Here is a 13,964-nt window from a genome sequence, read left to right as displayed (position 1 = left end):
AGTATTTTTAGATTTTTTGAGAAAATATGATGTTTTATCAAGTTTATATGAATTTTAGTGTGTGATAACATATCATAAGTTTCAAAATATCATTATTTAAAATAGTAATAGTTAGTATGGAAAATCAAGTTATACAAAGGCAGCAAGAATTAGTTGAAGAATTATCTTTCTTTGAAGATTGGGAAGATAAGTATGACTATGTCATATCATTGGGTAAACAATTACCAGAGTTTCCTCAAAATAAAAAAACTGAGGAGAATTTGGTTAAAGGCTGTCAATCCCAAGTCTGGTTCGACAGTAGTATAAAAGATGGTAAGTTACATTTTATAGCTACTAGTGATGCATTAATTGTTTCGGGGTTGATTGGAATGTTGTTAAGAGTATATAGTGATGCAACTTCAGCAGATATACTTAATTCAGATACTAATTTTATTAAGGAAATTGGTTTTGGTAATAATTTGAGCTCGACGAGAGCTAATGGTCTGAAGTCGATGCTAAATTATATCTATGCTACTGCACAAGAAAATCAGTAAATGAAAATACTAGTTTGTCGCCCTAAGGATGATGCTGATAAGCTTTCACAATTACTAAGATCTGAAGGGTATACAGCTATAAGTTTGCCGTGTGTTAATATAGATTATATTAGAATAGCAAGTTCAGTACTGGATTATACAAATTACATATTTACTAGCAAGTATGCCATTGAAAGTTTGTTTGCTCAATATAATCCTGTATTGTTTCATGATAAAAAGCTTTATAGCGTAGGTCAAAGCACTGCAAAAATTCTAAAAAGATATGGTTTAGACGCTATATATCCACATGATCATGGTTCACAAGAGCTTCTAAAGTTAATTATAGAAGAAGATGTTTCTGAAGATAGTTTTGCAGTCATTTCTGGAGTTTCTGGAAATGAATTGCTTGTTAAAGAAATATCACAACTAACAAAGTGCGATAAATTTGAAACTTATCAGAGAGTTTTTGAGAGTATTACTGCGCTTAGTCAATCGTATTTGAAAGTGATTGATGATGGTATACATCCTGATGTTATCATTGCAACAAGTATAGATGTTTTTAGATCTTTGAATAGGATTTTTGACGAAATAGTAGCTCCCTCAGCTGCAATTATTACCATAACAAGCCCAAAAATGTTAGAATTTGTTAATCAACAAGGCTTTAGAAATACTTTGAAGCTTGAGAGATTAGATAATAACTGTATCTATCAAAAAGTACTAGAACATATTGAGGCTAAGAATGTCACAGGAAAAAAATATTCAACAAGAGCAAACCAATAACACTAATGATAATGTTGCTCAGGAATCAAAACCAAATAAGAACAAAACGTCATTTAATATCTTTTCTAAAGCTAGTATTGCTATATCTTTAGTAGCTATTGGTTTGGCTAGTTATTCTGTTATTGATTTTGAAAGAAGTGATAATAAACTTGGTGCTAACGATCAAGCTTTAAATAGTTTACAAAATCAACTTGAATCACTTAAATTAATGCAAGCTGAACAAAAAGAAGCAATAAAAGATTTAAGTGCACAAAATGATTTTTTAACAGAGAGTCTTAAAGCTACACAGTCTCAAGTTACAACATTGGGTAATCAAGTAGCAGTCCCAACTAAAGATTTGTATTTGCAGATGAGTATAGTAAATATTCAGTCAGCTATTAACTACTTAGTATTAGCGAAAGATGTGGCAATTTTTGATGGTAATGCTCAAAAGGCTAATGAACTGGTTGATAATGCATTTGATAAAATAGAGGCTAGTGGGGTTGTAAGTATAAGTGTTAGTGAGCGTCAGGAAGTAAAAGATTCTTTAAGAAAGGCTCTTTCAAGAAGTGATGTTATTAAGCAGTTCGCTTTTATTCAACAGCAGTTTGTTAAGCTTAAATATATCACTCCTGAGAATGCTTTTATGGAGGTTAATACATCTTCTCAAAATAATTATATGAAAATTTTAAATTCTGTAGTTGAAATACAAAATATACCAGAGAATCAGACTCTTGTTGCAACTAATCAAGCTAAACAAGCTGTTGCAAGTAATTTGTATAACTCATTGATACAGCTACAGAGTGCTATGTATAGTAATGATCAAGATAGCATTGATCAAGCTAAAGATAACCTGATCAATATTGTCGATCGATACTTTGTGCAAGATAGCAATGCAAAAGAGTTGAAGACGAGTATAGAAAATATTAGATCGCAAAATCTTGATGATATAAATAGTAGTTTAGATAAGGTGATTAATCAGTTATCTGAGCAGCAAAATAAACTTTTGGTAAAAGAATCGAACTTGACTAAAACTAATATAAGTGCACAAGGAAGTGATAAATGATAAGGATTTTTAAGCTTATAATAGTTGTTGTTCTAGCTACTTTGATTGGTATATGGGCAACTAAAAATCATGGATATATTATGTTAGTGATGGCTGATAAAGCTATCAAAGTAAACTTGGTTGCCTTTGTATTTATAGTTTTTGCATTATTATTTGTATTAATTTTTGGCTTTAGGGTAATTAAGTTAAGTTTTCAACTTCCATATTTATTATTTAACTGGTTTATTGGTTTATTTAAGGTTGATAAACAGGAGAGATTTACAGACTTACTTGCTGATATGGTTCTGGAAAATAATAGATTAACCAATAAGCTAAGTGTTTCGAATATTTCTAAAATATCTCCAAGACATTTTAAGGAGTATGTACTTTTTAAAAAGATTTGTATGATCGCAAACTCCAAAGACATTAAAGAATTAGATAAAGCTCTTAAGCAGATTAACAATAATACAATTGTATATAAATTTTTTGAGGTTTATAAGCTCTATCTTGTACAGAAACTCTCAGAAGCACGTTCTAAAGTAACTTTACTTTTAGAAAAAAATGATAGTAGATTTTTGCCTAATATTGTAAATTTGGCAGCGAGTATTGTTTTAGATGATGAGGATGATATTTTTGCTCTCAAAATTTTAGAAAAATACGATGTTTATCTGAAGCAGGACTTGGGAGAAAAGCTAATTATCTTAGCATTAAGAAAAGCAAAAAATGTTGATAAATTATCAGATATATACAATAAAGCAGATACTACAAATCTACTAAGCAGAGTCTATTTAGAGCAACTTGTTGGCTTTGAAGAAATGGTGTTGGCAGAAAAGTTTGCTAAGAAGCAATTAGCTGCAAATAATATCTTGCCAGAAATGCTAAAAATTTATGTCAATGCATTTAGTATCCCAGTAGCTAAACTATCTGAAAAAGTTCTTACTAGAGCTAACCATGATTATAATAGTATCCTTATGTTGCTAGAGCTCGCTGTAGTCAAGTCAGATAATCATAGTTTCAAAATGGCTTATGACTATATTGAAAGGCATACTAAGGAATTACTGACTATCACACAGTTAGAGAGATATCATCATATATTATGTAAGTTTTTTATAAAAAATGGTGATGTGGTTGGTATAGATATCTCAGCAACACAATTAGTTTATCAAAATAACTAAAAGGTATGTTAGATGCAAGTTAAAAGATGGTTTTTGAATAACAGCTTAAGAAATTATCAATATTTATTATATGATGAGAATTACGCCATAGTTATAGATCCTCTTAAAGCAGATATATTTGATGAATTTATCAAACAAAAAAATCTAAAGCTTGAGGCAATACTTATTACACATAGGCATGGCGATCATATTGCAGGGGTTAAGAAGTTGCTTGAAATCTATCCTAATGCTTTGGTGTATGCTTATGCAGATAATGAGCTTTTTAAGCCAAGTATCTATGTTGCTGATGGTGATTTTATAGATTTTGGTTTTACAAGCTGTAAGGTGATGTATACCCCTGGCCATATAGATGATCATGTGTGCTTTTTGTTTGAAAAAGAGAAAGCTCTTTTCTGTGGTGATACTTTGTTTAATGCTGGAGTTGGTGGTGTACATGCTACTTCGGCTGATGTAAATCAGCTGTATGATTCAGTAGTCAAAATTTCTAGTTTAGATGGAAATATAAAGCCATATCCAGCTCATGATTATTGGCAGAGTAATCTTGATTTTGCACTTAGTATACTGCCTAATGATGACTCTTTTAAATACTATAGAAGTCAAGTTGCGGAGCTTACCGCTGAGCAAAAACCTGAAGTGAGTTTGGCAGAGGAAAGTAAACTTAATATCTTTATCAGATCTATAAATGATAAGTCTCTATTACAGGCTTTACCTAAATATTCATTAGGGAGAGAAATGTTTGTTAAGCTTAGAGAGTTAAAGAATAACTTTTAAATTAAGTTTAATTTTTAAGATTTTTATCATTAGTGGCGTCTTTTGGATTGCTTGTGGATTCATTTTTTGAATCTTTCTTAGTATCTGTAGGTTCTATTTTTGTACGACTAATTTCACGAGGGAAGCCACCATTTAAGCCGATTCTTTGAAGTTTGATTATATCTGGAGCCATAGCACGCTTGCTATCATAAGGTCCTATATACATCCTAATCCAGTTACCTACACGCTGAAACTGTGGGTTAAGGCCATCTTCTTTCATCTTTTTGACATACCAAGAAGTTTCATCCATATTCCTAAACGAAGCGATCTGGTATATGTATGTGTATTTGTATTGTGCTCTTTGTGCATCAGGCTGAACATCAACTTCTACACTATCATGTTTAAGGCTATTGTAGAATGTAAATACCATTTTATCATTATTATTTTTTTTAGAGAAATCAGGGTTTTGATCACTGTTTGTGGCATCTGTTTGAGTAGTATCATTATTATCTTGAGCTTCTGTTGAATTGTTACTTTGATCTACTTGTAGCTCAGCTTTTGCTTTTTCTTTTTCAGCTTTTACTTTTTTTAGATGTTTATTTATAAGTTTAGATGCTACAGCTATTACCAATAAGCATACTACAGCAGCAATTACTATTTTTTTCTTTTTAGAGCTAGGGCCTTTGGGCTTTTGCAGTTCTTGAGGATTTTCTTTTGTTGATTTTTTAGGTATATCTAATCTTGATAGATCTTTCATAAGTGTAATTTTTTTAATAAATCTATTAAACTTTGCTAAGTGTTTAATAGCATAATGTTATACTAAACAAAGATTATAATTAATACTTATGTAAATATATAGAGTTTTATTCTTAGTTATAACAAAAATAGTATATTTATTGAAATAAATAAATATTGTAATTATTGAAGACTAATCGATAAGCATTATAATTAGCTCTTAAAGAGTTTGTGAATTTTTGAAGTGAATTTTAGTTTATCGTAGTTTATAAATTAGATTTTAAAAATTTAAAAAAAGAGGACATTCAATGCGCTTGCAGAAAAAAATATTATTAACATCAATATGCTTAGCTACTTTTGCAACAACTAATTTATATGCAACAACAGCAACTGAAGCTACTAAGTTAACTAGTCAAGAGAAATATGATAATAAGAAAATGCTCATTAGCAATTTAGACTCGCTATTTCCATATCCTACAAAGATAACAGTAGGTAGTGTTTCTCAGGATAAAAGTGGTAGTCTAGTAGCAACAGATATTATGATAATAAGTAGTGATCCAAAAAATCCAAATATAAGTATTAATAAAGCTACATTTGAAGGTTTAAAAGCTGGACAGACTGTTAAAAATGATTTTCATATAAAAATTGAAGGTTTAAGTATAGCAAATTTAGCTACGGCAGTTGCTAATAGCAATGTGGTTAGCTCAAATACAGATCCAAAAGATCTTGCAAATAATCAAGGTTTGTTTGCTATTTTAATGAACAGTATAGGTCAGGCGTTATATAACCTTGATATTAACTACAGCTATAATAACAGTACGATTGACTTTGTATTAAATTCAACTATAGATAAAAAGACATTTATAAAAACAAATGCTAAATTAAAAGGTATAGATTTGTCTGGAACTAGTGTTGATATGGATTTTTTAGCAGCATTGATGACAGAATGTATGAACTCGAAGATACAAAATCTTAGTTTTGATGCAAACTTTTCAGAAGTTTTAAAAGAAATAACAGATAAATACTTAGGTAAAGAGTACAAGCAAGATCCGATATTAGATTTTAATGGTGAGTTAGGTAAGAGATCTGGTGAATTAGTATTGAACTTTGATGGAAAATTGGGTGCCAATAACTATGGTAAATATAATATTGTAATTGATGGTATAGACTTAAATGATAGTACTATCAATCAAATCATTGATGGCACAAGCAAAGCATTAGATAATGCTTATGTGAAGTCAAATACTGCTGACTCAAAAATTCAGCTTAATTTCCAAAAGGACTTCTTCCCTGAGAAATCACCAATAAGAGAGATATTTTCAATACTTGATACTAATAATATTAATATGAAAATTAATTCAGACCGTCAATTTAAGAATAATAAATATAATACTAACTTTGATATACAGGTGGCGGGGTTGGCAAGTTTGAATGGTAGTGCTGAAGCTATGGTAAATGATAAATTAAGCTTGCTACCATACCTAGGTGTGGGTGCACAAGATCAAAAAGATTTATATGATTGCAATAATGAACTATGTCTAAAAAATGTAAATGTTACATTTGCTAACTATGGACTGCTTGAAAAAATAGCTAGACTTGCAAATCAAGATCCGAATACTACTCCACAGCAAATACTTGGATCATATGGGGCATTGTTACAGCTTTTTGCAGTACAACAACAAGATAGATTCTTACAGCAGGTACTGTCATCATTTGCAATGTTCTTACAGAACCCTAAGAATATAAGTATCCATGCTAAAGCGAACAAGCCAGTTAATGAAATGGCATTATTAAACATGTTAGCCAATGATGCTAAAACTCTAAAAAGAAATAATCCTATCAAGAATAATGGTAATGTTGATTTAAGTAAGAGTCCTGATGTTAAGCTTATAAATAATATACAAAATCTATTTAAGATTAGTTTTGATGTAAATCAGAACTAAAAATTAATATTTCTTGAAAATTAAAGCTATATCTCTATTGACAACTTCTCAAAATAAGGTAATATATCACCCTATAAAGCGGGAATAGCTCAGTGGTAGAGCACAACCTTGCCAAGGTTGGGGTCGCGAGTTCGAGCCTCGTTTCCCGCTCCATACTCTTAGGTTTGTGTGGCTGAGTAGCAAAATGGTTATGCAGAGGCCTGCAAAGCCTTGGACGCCGGTTCGATTCCGGCCTCAGCCTCCACTAACTGCCCGGGTGGTGAAATTGGTAGACACAAGGGACTTAAAATCCCTCGGAGCTTAACCTCCGTGCCGGTTCGAGTCCGGCCCCGGGCACCATTTATTATTCCAATTAATTTGAGTCTATTTAGTCCTTATTTAATTTATCTTGACATTTTGTTTATTTGTGTCAATATAGCATCAAAATGTAAGTTTTATTTAAATTCAATATGAAAAATATATTTAAAAAATATTTAATTATACTTTTTTTATCTATAGGGATAAGTCTTGTATATGCCGATAAAGAGCAATTTGTAGTTAACTTAGATGATCCTTATGCTTATTTTAGTCGAGATCAAGATAAGCAGACTCAGTACAGTAAAGATTTTCTTGTAATCTATGATGCTGGCAAAGAGAATAAAGCAGTATTAGTTAATGATAAGCTAGCTATTACAGATGTAGAGCTTCCTAAAGATATTTCTAATAAAGGAGAAAAGCTGGATCAGTTAGTAAATATTGGTTATAACAATATACTTATATTGACAACAAATGAGCAATCAAATTCAAATTTTGCTTATATTTTCTCAATTAATGATTTATTAGATGAAGAAAAAAGTAAGGACTTTATCAAATTAAAGTTACCAAATGGTTATAATCCTACAATTACATATAATGGTGAAAATTGGTCCAATCATATTGCTCAATACTTTACATTTGCAGTAACTGAAGACAAACTAGGTTCATCTTTAGTATCTGTATACTTATTACAATCAAGTAAAAATGATAATGTATATTCTGATTTTAAAGAGTTAAATCAGTTTAAAATGCCAAACATAAGTGCTAAACATATAGAGTTAGGTACAATTAGTAGTCCAAATCCTACTCCAGGAAGGGGATATGACTTTTTGTCTACATTAATATATAAAAATGACGATACTAATGATATTAAGGCATGTATTTTGACACCAGGACTATTTAATGATGTTAAGTGTAATAGTATTAATGAAACTGGTAATTTTGAAAATCCAACTCTTGCTAGCTTGTTGCAAAATAATAATGTTGCTATTGTTGCTAATGCTACAGATACTAATAATATTTATACGAGTACATTTGATAAGCAAAGCTTTGAAATATCTCCTATAGTTAATATTCGTAATCAAGGAAATGATATCGATGCAGCAGCTCTTGATATTTCTCCTAATAATATTGCAAATACTGAAAATAGAGAATATATAATAGCTGAGACATTCAGAACTAGTGAAAACTCAGTAGGATTCAGCAGATATTCATACAAAAAAGAAGTAGCTTTTATGGATTCTTTAGTTATAGATAAATTATAATATCTACTAAATTACTACGTTGTTTTATTTAATAAACAACTATTAAGAGTGCTTGTTTAAGTTTCTTAAAAACTCCTAACGTTAAAAGAGTTAATAACTCTACCAATTATTACTGCATCAGTTGGTGATTTGATTTCATCGTTATTTTGAAATTTTGAGGACTGTGATTTCGCTAGGGTCAACCAAAGAGTGTATTTATAGCTAACTATGTATAGAAGAAAGACATTAGATCGAGAAATTCTTTTCTAAAATTAAGCATTTTAGGAGAGTGTTTTCTAGATTTGATAAAACCATTCCAGCATATTTAGGAATGATTAAACTGGTTTGTACTATTGATGAATATTTATATATATGAATAAGGGTTAATTTACATGCAAAAGTGATACAAAAATATTTTAAGAAAATTTTAAAAATTCAATATTGTTTAAGTATATTAAATTCCGTTGTACAAATAAGTAATTATTTAGGTTTATAGATTTTTTCAGAAAAATAGGTATACTCAACTATACGTTTTTAAAAAATGTTGAACTTAAAATATGAAAAAAACTATATTGTTTACACTGTTGCTAGGTGCTTCTGTAGTAGCGGTTGCAGATCAAAGCACAGAGGTTAATTCTAGCTTATATCCATCTCCAGTAGTATCTATTTATAATACTACATGGTCTCCCGAGACTGTAGCACAAGGTGTAAATGTTGTACATTCAGCATTTGCGGGAATAGATGGAACATCTATTGGAGAAGTTATTGGTGGACCGGCTTTGGATACAGAATATTCATCGTGGTCAAAAGTCCAAGTTTCTGGAGCAACAAACATATTAGCTTTTGGTGGACAGACAACAGTATTTTCTCCTGATATGAATAACGTTGAAGGTGTAGCACAGGCAATTGTAGAATATGCAACAAAATATAACTTTGATGGTATTGATTTTGATTTAGAAAATGTAAAAGGCGCAGCAGCTAATTCACAACTTCTTAAAATCATTCCTGCAATAAGGAATATTGATCCTAGTCTAATAATAATGGCAGCTCCACAAGCATATAATGGTCTTTCATGGGCAAGCACTAGTGGTGTAGATACTATTGTTCCACTATTGAAAGATGGTGCATGTGGTACTAAAGATTGTTTAGATGCTGTTTTTGTCCAAAATTACAATAATAGTAATCAAAATAATGTACAGTATGGTTGGGATCAGGTAGTAACAGCTATAAGTCAAGCAAATAATCCTAATCTAACTACTAAGTTTATTATAGGTTTTGAGCAAACAGTTAATCCTAGTGATATAGTTAAACCTAGTTCAACATCTAAATACTTAACTAATTTTGCTGGACTTGGTTTATGGCCAACATCTCAGGCTGAAGACACTGCGACTGAACAAGTAATGGTTAAAGTCATGGGGTTATAAACTTTTATTGATACTTAGTATTTTAATATTTCTATATTTAATTTATGCTTCAAGAACAAGACAATTTGTAATATTAACTATTTCAAAAAGTAATAATGTAAGGTTAAATCAGGTTATTTAGGTCAGTAAAACACACCATTCTATATTTACTGCTATTAAGTCAAAGTCTTATCTACTTTTAAAACTTTATATGTGGCTATATGACTATTTGTTTTAAGTAGTTACTTGACTATGAAAAAGAGATGAATTAAAAATTTCTAACATTAAAAGAGTTAATGACTCTACCGATTATTACTGCATCAGTTGGTGATTTGATTTCATCATTATTTTGAAATTTTGAGTTTAGTGGCATCAAATATAAGCGGTTATTATCTTTAAATAATAGTTTAACTGTAGCTCCATCGGAGTTTCTAGCAACTACAATCTTATCTACTAGATTTTGAGGACTAATTTCGCTAGGGTCAACTAAAATATTCTCACCTTCGTAGAGAGTATATTTAGCATATTTAGGACCAAGCAGTTGAGATTCTGAAGAGTCATAGAGCATACTCTCACCTTGTACTCTCAATGAAAAACCATTTTTTGGTACAAGAGAATGAGGAATTTGTAAGTAGTCAATAGGATCTATACTTTCTTGAGATTCGGTAAATTCACCAGCCTGAACATAGCTCAATACTGGTACATTAGCAATAGCTACTATAGATGTATCATTAGGATGGTAATTATCTTCTAGACCTAGTATTTTCATAACTTCAATATGTCCATCATAGGAGGGGCAGTTTGTACCAGCAACCCAGCCTTTGATAGTGCGATCACTTTTACCAAGTTTTTGGGCCAACTCAATTTGTTTCATGCCTATTCTTTTTAAGGCTGGTTTTAGATCGGTTTTGTAATCAAACATCTCTAATCCTAAATACAATAATCTAAGTCTAAGTATATTTGTATGAAAGCATCAATTCAATAAATTTTTAAAAAATGGTGCAATAATACTTCCCTTTAGTGTAAAAAGTAGATAGTATTGAAGGTGTAATAAAACTGCACTTTTATAAAATAAGAGAGTTAAAAAAATGATAAGAAAAAGTATTTTAGTAGAAAATCAAGAAATTAAAGATTTATTATCTGTTATCAAACAACACTATGTATCTGATAATAAAAATACTATTCAAGATGTTAGTTTGAACCATGTCGTGAATAGAGTGTATAAAGACGATGTAAGGAAATATATAGCTGATCGTTGGCATGTTCTAGAAACTAAAGTTGGGCATCAAGTTACACTTCTAGAAAATAACTATAATAAGAGTATCATCAATAAATTATACAAAAAATCTCGTGATCTAAATTTTGTGATTAAAACTCGACCTGATGATTCATCAAAAGATCTACATGATTCAATCAAAAAAGTATCTAATATAGATATAATTATAAGAGAATTTTCTTTCTCGTAGAGTTTACTTAATTACCTGTTTTTCGAGAACTTTTTTGCCTAAATAAACTGATAGTATAATTATAAACATTCCGACAAGTTGTTGTATTGAGAATGTTTCTCTAAATAGAATATAGCCATATAACAATGCAAATACTGGACCAACTAGTAATACTAAAGAACTCATTGCTAACGATATGTGTTTGATACGACTGATATATAGTATATTCCCTAATAAATGTCCAAATAGAGCTATAGCTAATAAAATTGCAATACCTCTAGCAGTAGTTGGAATTATCTGTTCATTGAAAATAAAAGCTAGTATAAATAGTACAATTGAACCACTTAATGAAGCGATAAACATCATTCTAAAAGTTGAGCAAGAGTCTCTAAGTTTCTTAGAAAAGATAATAAAAAGAGCATAGAATACTGCAGATATAATCGCCAGCCAATTACCTAAAAGGTGTTGAGAACTTAGGCCAGCCTGACTCATAAGAAGTAATAAACCAATAAATGCCACCAATAAAACTAAGTAATATTTAAGAGATACTTTCTCCTTAAGAAATATGATAGCTATGAAAGTTGTAATAAATGGGCAAAGATTGGTTAGAAGACTAGCTTCTGCTATTGATGTATAAATCAAAGAGATACTATAAAAAGCTAAATCTAAAGCTAAGAAAAATCCTGTTAACGCGGCGATATAGAGCGATTTTTTTGATAGTTTTTCTTCATCTTTGGTGATTGCCAAAAATGAATATAAAAATATACAAGGTAGTAATAATCTATAACCAAAACTTGCAATAGGACCAACTTCTGAATATCTAATGAGTACTGATGCTACAATAAGATTAGAAAGTGCAAACAGTATTATAAAAAAATCTCTATTCATAGTTTTGTCCTAAATAAATGACTATTAAGCAGATGATATCATGAAATTAGCTAAATACTTGTGATAATTAAAGGTATAAATACTAGTGTTATCTAAACTTAGAGATTTTAACTTTATGAGATACATGCTAAATTAGCTTTAGAGTTAATTCTTTAAATAAATTTTAAGGTCAAAATCTATGCATATTAGTGAGCGCCGTAAATGGTATATAGGCTTTGCTATTTTTGTGATAATAGTTTTATTATCACTTTCATTACTACACGCATCAATTTGGGTTAGTATAGGCTTTATAGCTGTTTTGGCAGTGATTGCAATATATGATGCTACCCAAACCAAACATGCTATTTTGAGAAACTTTCCTATAGTTGGGCATATGCGTTTTATACTTGAGTTTATTCGCCCTGAAATTCAGCAGTATTTTATCGCGGATAATGAAAGTGAAAAGCCCTTTGGTAGAGAGACAAGATCTACAATCTATCGCCGAGCTAAGGGTCTAAATGACACCGTAGCATTTGGTACTGAGAAAGATATTGATAGAGTCGGTTATGAGTGGGTAACACATTCGCTAGTGCCGAAGCATTTGGATGAAGTTGAAACTCGGGTTAAATTTGGTGGTTCTGATTGTAAACAACCATATATGGCATCACATTTGAATATATCAGCGATGAGTTTTGGAGCATTGTCAGCTAATGCAATTATGGCTTTGAACAAGGGTGCTAAGTTGGGTGGATTTTGTCATTGTACTGGTGAAGGTGGTTTGACAAAGTATCATTTACAAGGTGGCGATATTGTATTTCAGATTGGTACAGCTTATTTTGGTTGTCGTACTGAAGATGGTAATTTTTCTGCTGAGAAATTTGCTGAAAAAGCAAATCTAGATAGTGTTAAAATGATTGAGATTAAGCTGTCTCAAGGTGCTAAGCCATCTCATGGTGGTGTGTTACCTGCGGCTAAGATAACTTCAGAAATCGCAGAAATTAGGGGAGTATCTATGGGTAAAGATGTCTTATCGCCACCAGCTCATAGTGCTTTTTCAACACCAATTGAGTTTTGTCACTTCATCAAGCAGTTAAGAGATTTATCAAATGGTAAGCCAATAGGGTTTAAGCTTTGTATTGGTAGTCATGTAGAATTTTTGGCTATATGTAAGGCAATGCTTGAGACAGGTATCAAACCTGATTTTATAACTGTAGATGGAGCAGCTGGTGGTACTGGTGCAGCGCCTTTAGAATTTTCTAATCATATAGGTATGCCGTTAGAAGATAGTCTAATATTTGTGCATAATGCTTTGGTTGGTTGTGGCTTACGCGATGAGATTCGTATTGTTGCAAGTAGTAAGGTAGCAACAGGTTTTGATATGGTTAGATTATTTGCTATGGGAGCAGATACTTGTAATTCTGCTAGAGCAATGATGATGGCTGTAGGTTGTATTCAGTCACGCCAATGTAATAACAATACTTGTCCAGTTGGTGTGGCAACCCAAAACGAGCGTCTTGCAAAAGCACTAGTTGTAGAGGACAAAATGTATCGTGTGTATAATTTCCATAAGGCTACGATTAATTCATGCTTGGAAATCGTTGGAGCAATGGGTCTAACATCTACAAATGATATTGGTCCAGAAAACCTCAAAAAACGCGTATCTGTAAATGAGATTAAGTCATATATAGATTTGTATGATTTTATTCCTGAGAATAGTCTGATAGATGGTAATATGCCAGCTAGTTTTGCAAGATCTTGGGAAAAAGCTCGAGCGGATTCTTTTTAGTAAATT

General features: G+C 31.1%; 13 protein-coding genes, 3 tRNA genes and 1 pseudogene. 13 read left to right on the top strand and 4 right to left on the bottom strand.

The genetic code is table 11. The features are described 5' to 3' along the window. Window positions 1–116 precede the first annotated feature (116 nt). The 5 genes from ACKTR7_RS05780 to ACKTR7_RS05760 are packed head-to-tail and all read left to right on the top strand — an operon-like array spanning window position 117 to window position 4,262. Window positions 117–533 (top strand): SufE family protein, encoded by a 417-nt coding sequence (locus tag ACKTR7_RS05780; protein ID WP_407877427.1) that lies wholly within the window; start codon window positions 117–119, stop codon window positions 531–533. After that, window positions 534–1,292 (top strand): uroporphyrinogen-III synthase, encoded by a 759-nt coding sequence (locus ACKTR7_RS05775; RefSeq protein ID WP_407877426.1) that lies wholly within the window; start codon window positions 534–536, stop codon window positions 1,290–1,292. Further along, a complete protein-coding gene (locus tag ACKTR7_RS05770) occupies window positions 1,252–2,337 on the top strand; it encodes a hypothetical protein (protein WP_407877425.1) in 1,086 nt (361 codons plus the stop codon). Before ACKTR7_RS05775 ends, ACKTR7_RS05770 begins: the two co-directional genes overlap by 41 nt. Further along, the gene (locus tag ACKTR7_RS05765; protein ID WP_407877424.1) at window positions 2,334–3,491 is read left to right on the top strand and encodes a heme biosynthesis protein HemY; all 1,158 of its coding nucleotides are present in this window, start codon (window positions 2,334–2,336) and stop codon (window positions 3,489–3,491) included. The genes ACKTR7_RS05770 and ACKTR7_RS05765 overlap by 4 nt, the downstream gene beginning before the upstream one ends. Before the next feature lie 12 nt (window positions 3,492–3,503). Next, window positions 3,504–4,262: an MBL fold metallo-hydrolase gene (locus tag ACKTR7_RS05760; RefSeq protein WP_407877423.1), complete on the top strand. Its 759-nt coding sequence runs from the start codon at window positions 3,504–3,506 to the stop codon at window positions 4,260–4,262. Window positions 4,263–4,269: 7 nt separating this feature from the next. Here the strand turns inward: ACKTR7_RS05760 and ACKTR7_RS05755 are convergent, their stop codons facing one another. Then, entirely contained in the window at window positions 4,270–4,998 is a 729-nt protein-coding gene (locus ACKTR7_RS05755) for an SPOR domain-containing protein (RefSeq protein WP_407877422.1), read from the bottom strand. A gap of 286 nt (window positions 4,999–5,284) precedes the next feature. Between ACKTR7_RS05755 and ACKTR7_RS05750 the strand changes: the two genes are divergently transcribed. From ACKTR7_RS05750 to ACKTR7_RS05730, 5 genes are all read left to right on the top strand, one after another. Beyond that, window positions 5,285–6,919 (top strand): hypothetical protein, encoded by a 1,635-nt coding sequence (locus ACKTR7_RS05750; protein ID WP_407877421.1) that lies wholly within the window; start codon window positions 5,285–5,287, stop codon window positions 6,917–6,919. 78 nt (window positions 6,920–6,997) lie between these two features. Continuing rightward, window positions 6,998–7,072, top strand: a tRNA-Gly gene (locus ACKTR7_RS05745). Between the two features lie 17 nt (window positions 7,073–7,089). After that, a tRNA-Cys gene (locus ACKTR7_RS05740) sits at window positions 7,090–7,163 on the top strand. A gap of 6 nt (window positions 7,164–7,169) precedes the next feature. Continuing rightward, a tRNA-Leu gene (locus tag ACKTR7_RS05735) sits at window positions 7,170–7,258 on the top strand. A gap of 110 nt (window positions 7,259–7,368) precedes the next feature. Further along, window positions 7,369–8,478 carry a hypothetical protein gene (locus ACKTR7_RS05730; RefSeq protein ID WP_407877420.1) on the top strand — a complete coding sequence of 370 codons (1,110 nt, stop codon included), beginning with the start codon at window positions 7,369–7,371 and terminating at the stop codon, window positions 8,476–8,478. A 65-nt stretch (window positions 8,479–8,543) separates the two neighbouring features. On the opposite strand, the pseudogene ACKTR7_RS05725 reads toward ACKTR7_RS05730, so the two are convergent. Then, window positions 8,544–8,639, bottom strand: a pseudogene (locus tag ACKTR7_RS05725) (LexA family protein); the annotation flags it as partial. A 375-nt stretch (window positions 8,640–9,014) separates the two neighbouring features. Between ACKTR7_RS05725 and ACKTR7_RS05720 the strand changes: the two are divergent. Continuing rightward, window positions 9,015–9,881, top strand: a complete 867-nt coding sequence (locus ACKTR7_RS05720; protein ID WP_407877419.1) for a glycosyl hydrolase family 18 protein — start codon at window positions 9,015–9,017, stop codon at window positions 9,879–9,881. Window positions 9,882–10,128: 247 nt separating this feature from the next. Here the strand turns inward: ACKTR7_RS05720 and ACKTR7_RS05715 are convergent, their stop codons facing one another. After that, entirely contained in the window at window positions 10,129–10,782 is a 654-nt protein-coding gene (locus ACKTR7_RS05715) for a LexA family protein (protein WP_407877418.1), read from the bottom strand. Window positions 10,783–10,948: 166 nt separating this feature from the next. On the opposite strand from ACKTR7_RS05715, the gene ACKTR7_RS05710 reads away from it, so the two are divergent. Next, on the top strand, window positions 10,949–11,326 hold the full coding sequence (locus ACKTR7_RS05710) for a normocyte binding protein 2b (RefSeq protein WP_407877417.1): 378 nt from the start codon (window positions 10,949–10,951) through the stop codon (window positions 11,324–11,326). Window positions 11,327–11,329: 3 nt separating this feature from the next. Here the strand turns inward: ACKTR7_RS05710 and ACKTR7_RS05705 are convergent, their stop codons facing one another. Further along, entirely contained in the window at window positions 11,330–12,193 is an 864-nt protein-coding gene (locus ACKTR7_RS05705; RefSeq protein ID WP_407877416.1) for a DMT family transporter, read from the bottom strand. Between the two features lie 178 nt (window positions 12,194–12,371). Between ACKTR7_RS05705 and ACKTR7_RS05700 the strand changes: the two genes are divergently transcribed. After that, a complete protein-coding gene (locus tag ACKTR7_RS05700; protein ID WP_407877415.1) occupies window positions 12,372–13,958 on the top strand; it encodes an FMN-binding glutamate synthase family protein in 1,587 nt (528 codons plus the stop codon). The last annotated feature ends 6 nt before the right edge of the window (window positions 13,959–13,964 follow it).

The sequence above is a fragment of the Francisella sciaenopsi genome (assembly GCF_045862875.1).
Lineage (GTDB): Bacteria > Pseudomonadota > Gammaproteobacteria > Francisellales > Francisellaceae > Francisella > Francisella sciaenopsi.
This window is presented reverse-complemented; position numbering and strand designations above follow the sequence as displayed.

Excerpts from the sequence above, each read along its gene's own strand:
- ACKTR7_RS05780 (WP_407877427.1), top strand. The coding sequence starts at position 117 with ATGGAAAATCAAGTTATACAAAGGCAGCAAGAATTAGTTGAAGAATTA.
- ACKTR7_RS05775 (WP_407877426.1), top strand. The coding sequence starts at position 534 with ATGAAAATACTAGTTTGTCGCCCTAAGGATGATGCTGATAAGCTTTCA.
- ACKTR7_RS05770 (WP_407877425.1), top strand. The coding sequence starts at position 1,252 with ATGTCACAGGAAAAAAATATTCAACAAGAGCAAACCAATAACACTAAT.
- ACKTR7_RS05765 (WP_407877424.1), top strand. The coding sequence starts at position 2,334 with ATGATAAGGATTTTTAAGCTTATAATAGTTGTTGTTCTAGCTACTTTG.
- ACKTR7_RS05760 (WP_407877423.1), top strand. The coding sequence starts at position 3,504 with ATGCAAGTTAAAAGATGGTTTTTGAATAACAGCTTAAGAAATTATCAA.
- ACKTR7_RS05755 (WP_407877422.1), bottom strand. The coding sequence starts at position 4,998 with ATGAAAGATCTATCAAGATTAGATATACCTAAAAAATCAACAAAAGAA.
- ACKTR7_RS05750 (WP_407877421.1), top strand. The coding sequence starts at position 5,285 with ATGCGCTTGCAGAAAAAAATATTATTAACATCAATATGCTTAGCTACT.
- ACKTR7_RS05730 (WP_407877420.1), top strand. The coding sequence starts at position 7,369 with ATGAAAAATATATTTAAAAAATATTTAATTATACTTTTTTTATCTATA.
- ACKTR7_RS05720 (WP_407877419.1), top strand. The coding sequence starts at position 9,015 with ATGAAAAAAACTATATTGTTTACACTGTTGCTAGGTGCTTCTGTAGTA.
- ACKTR7_RS05715 (WP_407877418.1), bottom strand. The coding sequence starts at position 10,782 with ATGTTTGATTACAAAACCGATCTAAAACCAGCCTTAAAAAGAATAGGC.
- ACKTR7_RS05710 (WP_407877417.1), top strand. The coding sequence starts at position 10,949 with ATGATAAGAAAAAGTATTTTAGTAGAAAATCAAGAAATTAAAGATTTA.
- ACKTR7_RS05705 (WP_407877416.1), bottom strand. The coding sequence starts at position 12,193 with ATGAATAGAGATTTTTTTATAATACTGTTTGCACTTTCTAATCTTATT.
- ACKTR7_RS05700 (WP_407877415.1), top strand. The coding sequence starts at position 12,372 with ATGCATATTAGTGAGCGCCGTAAATGGTATATAGGCTTTGCTATTTTT.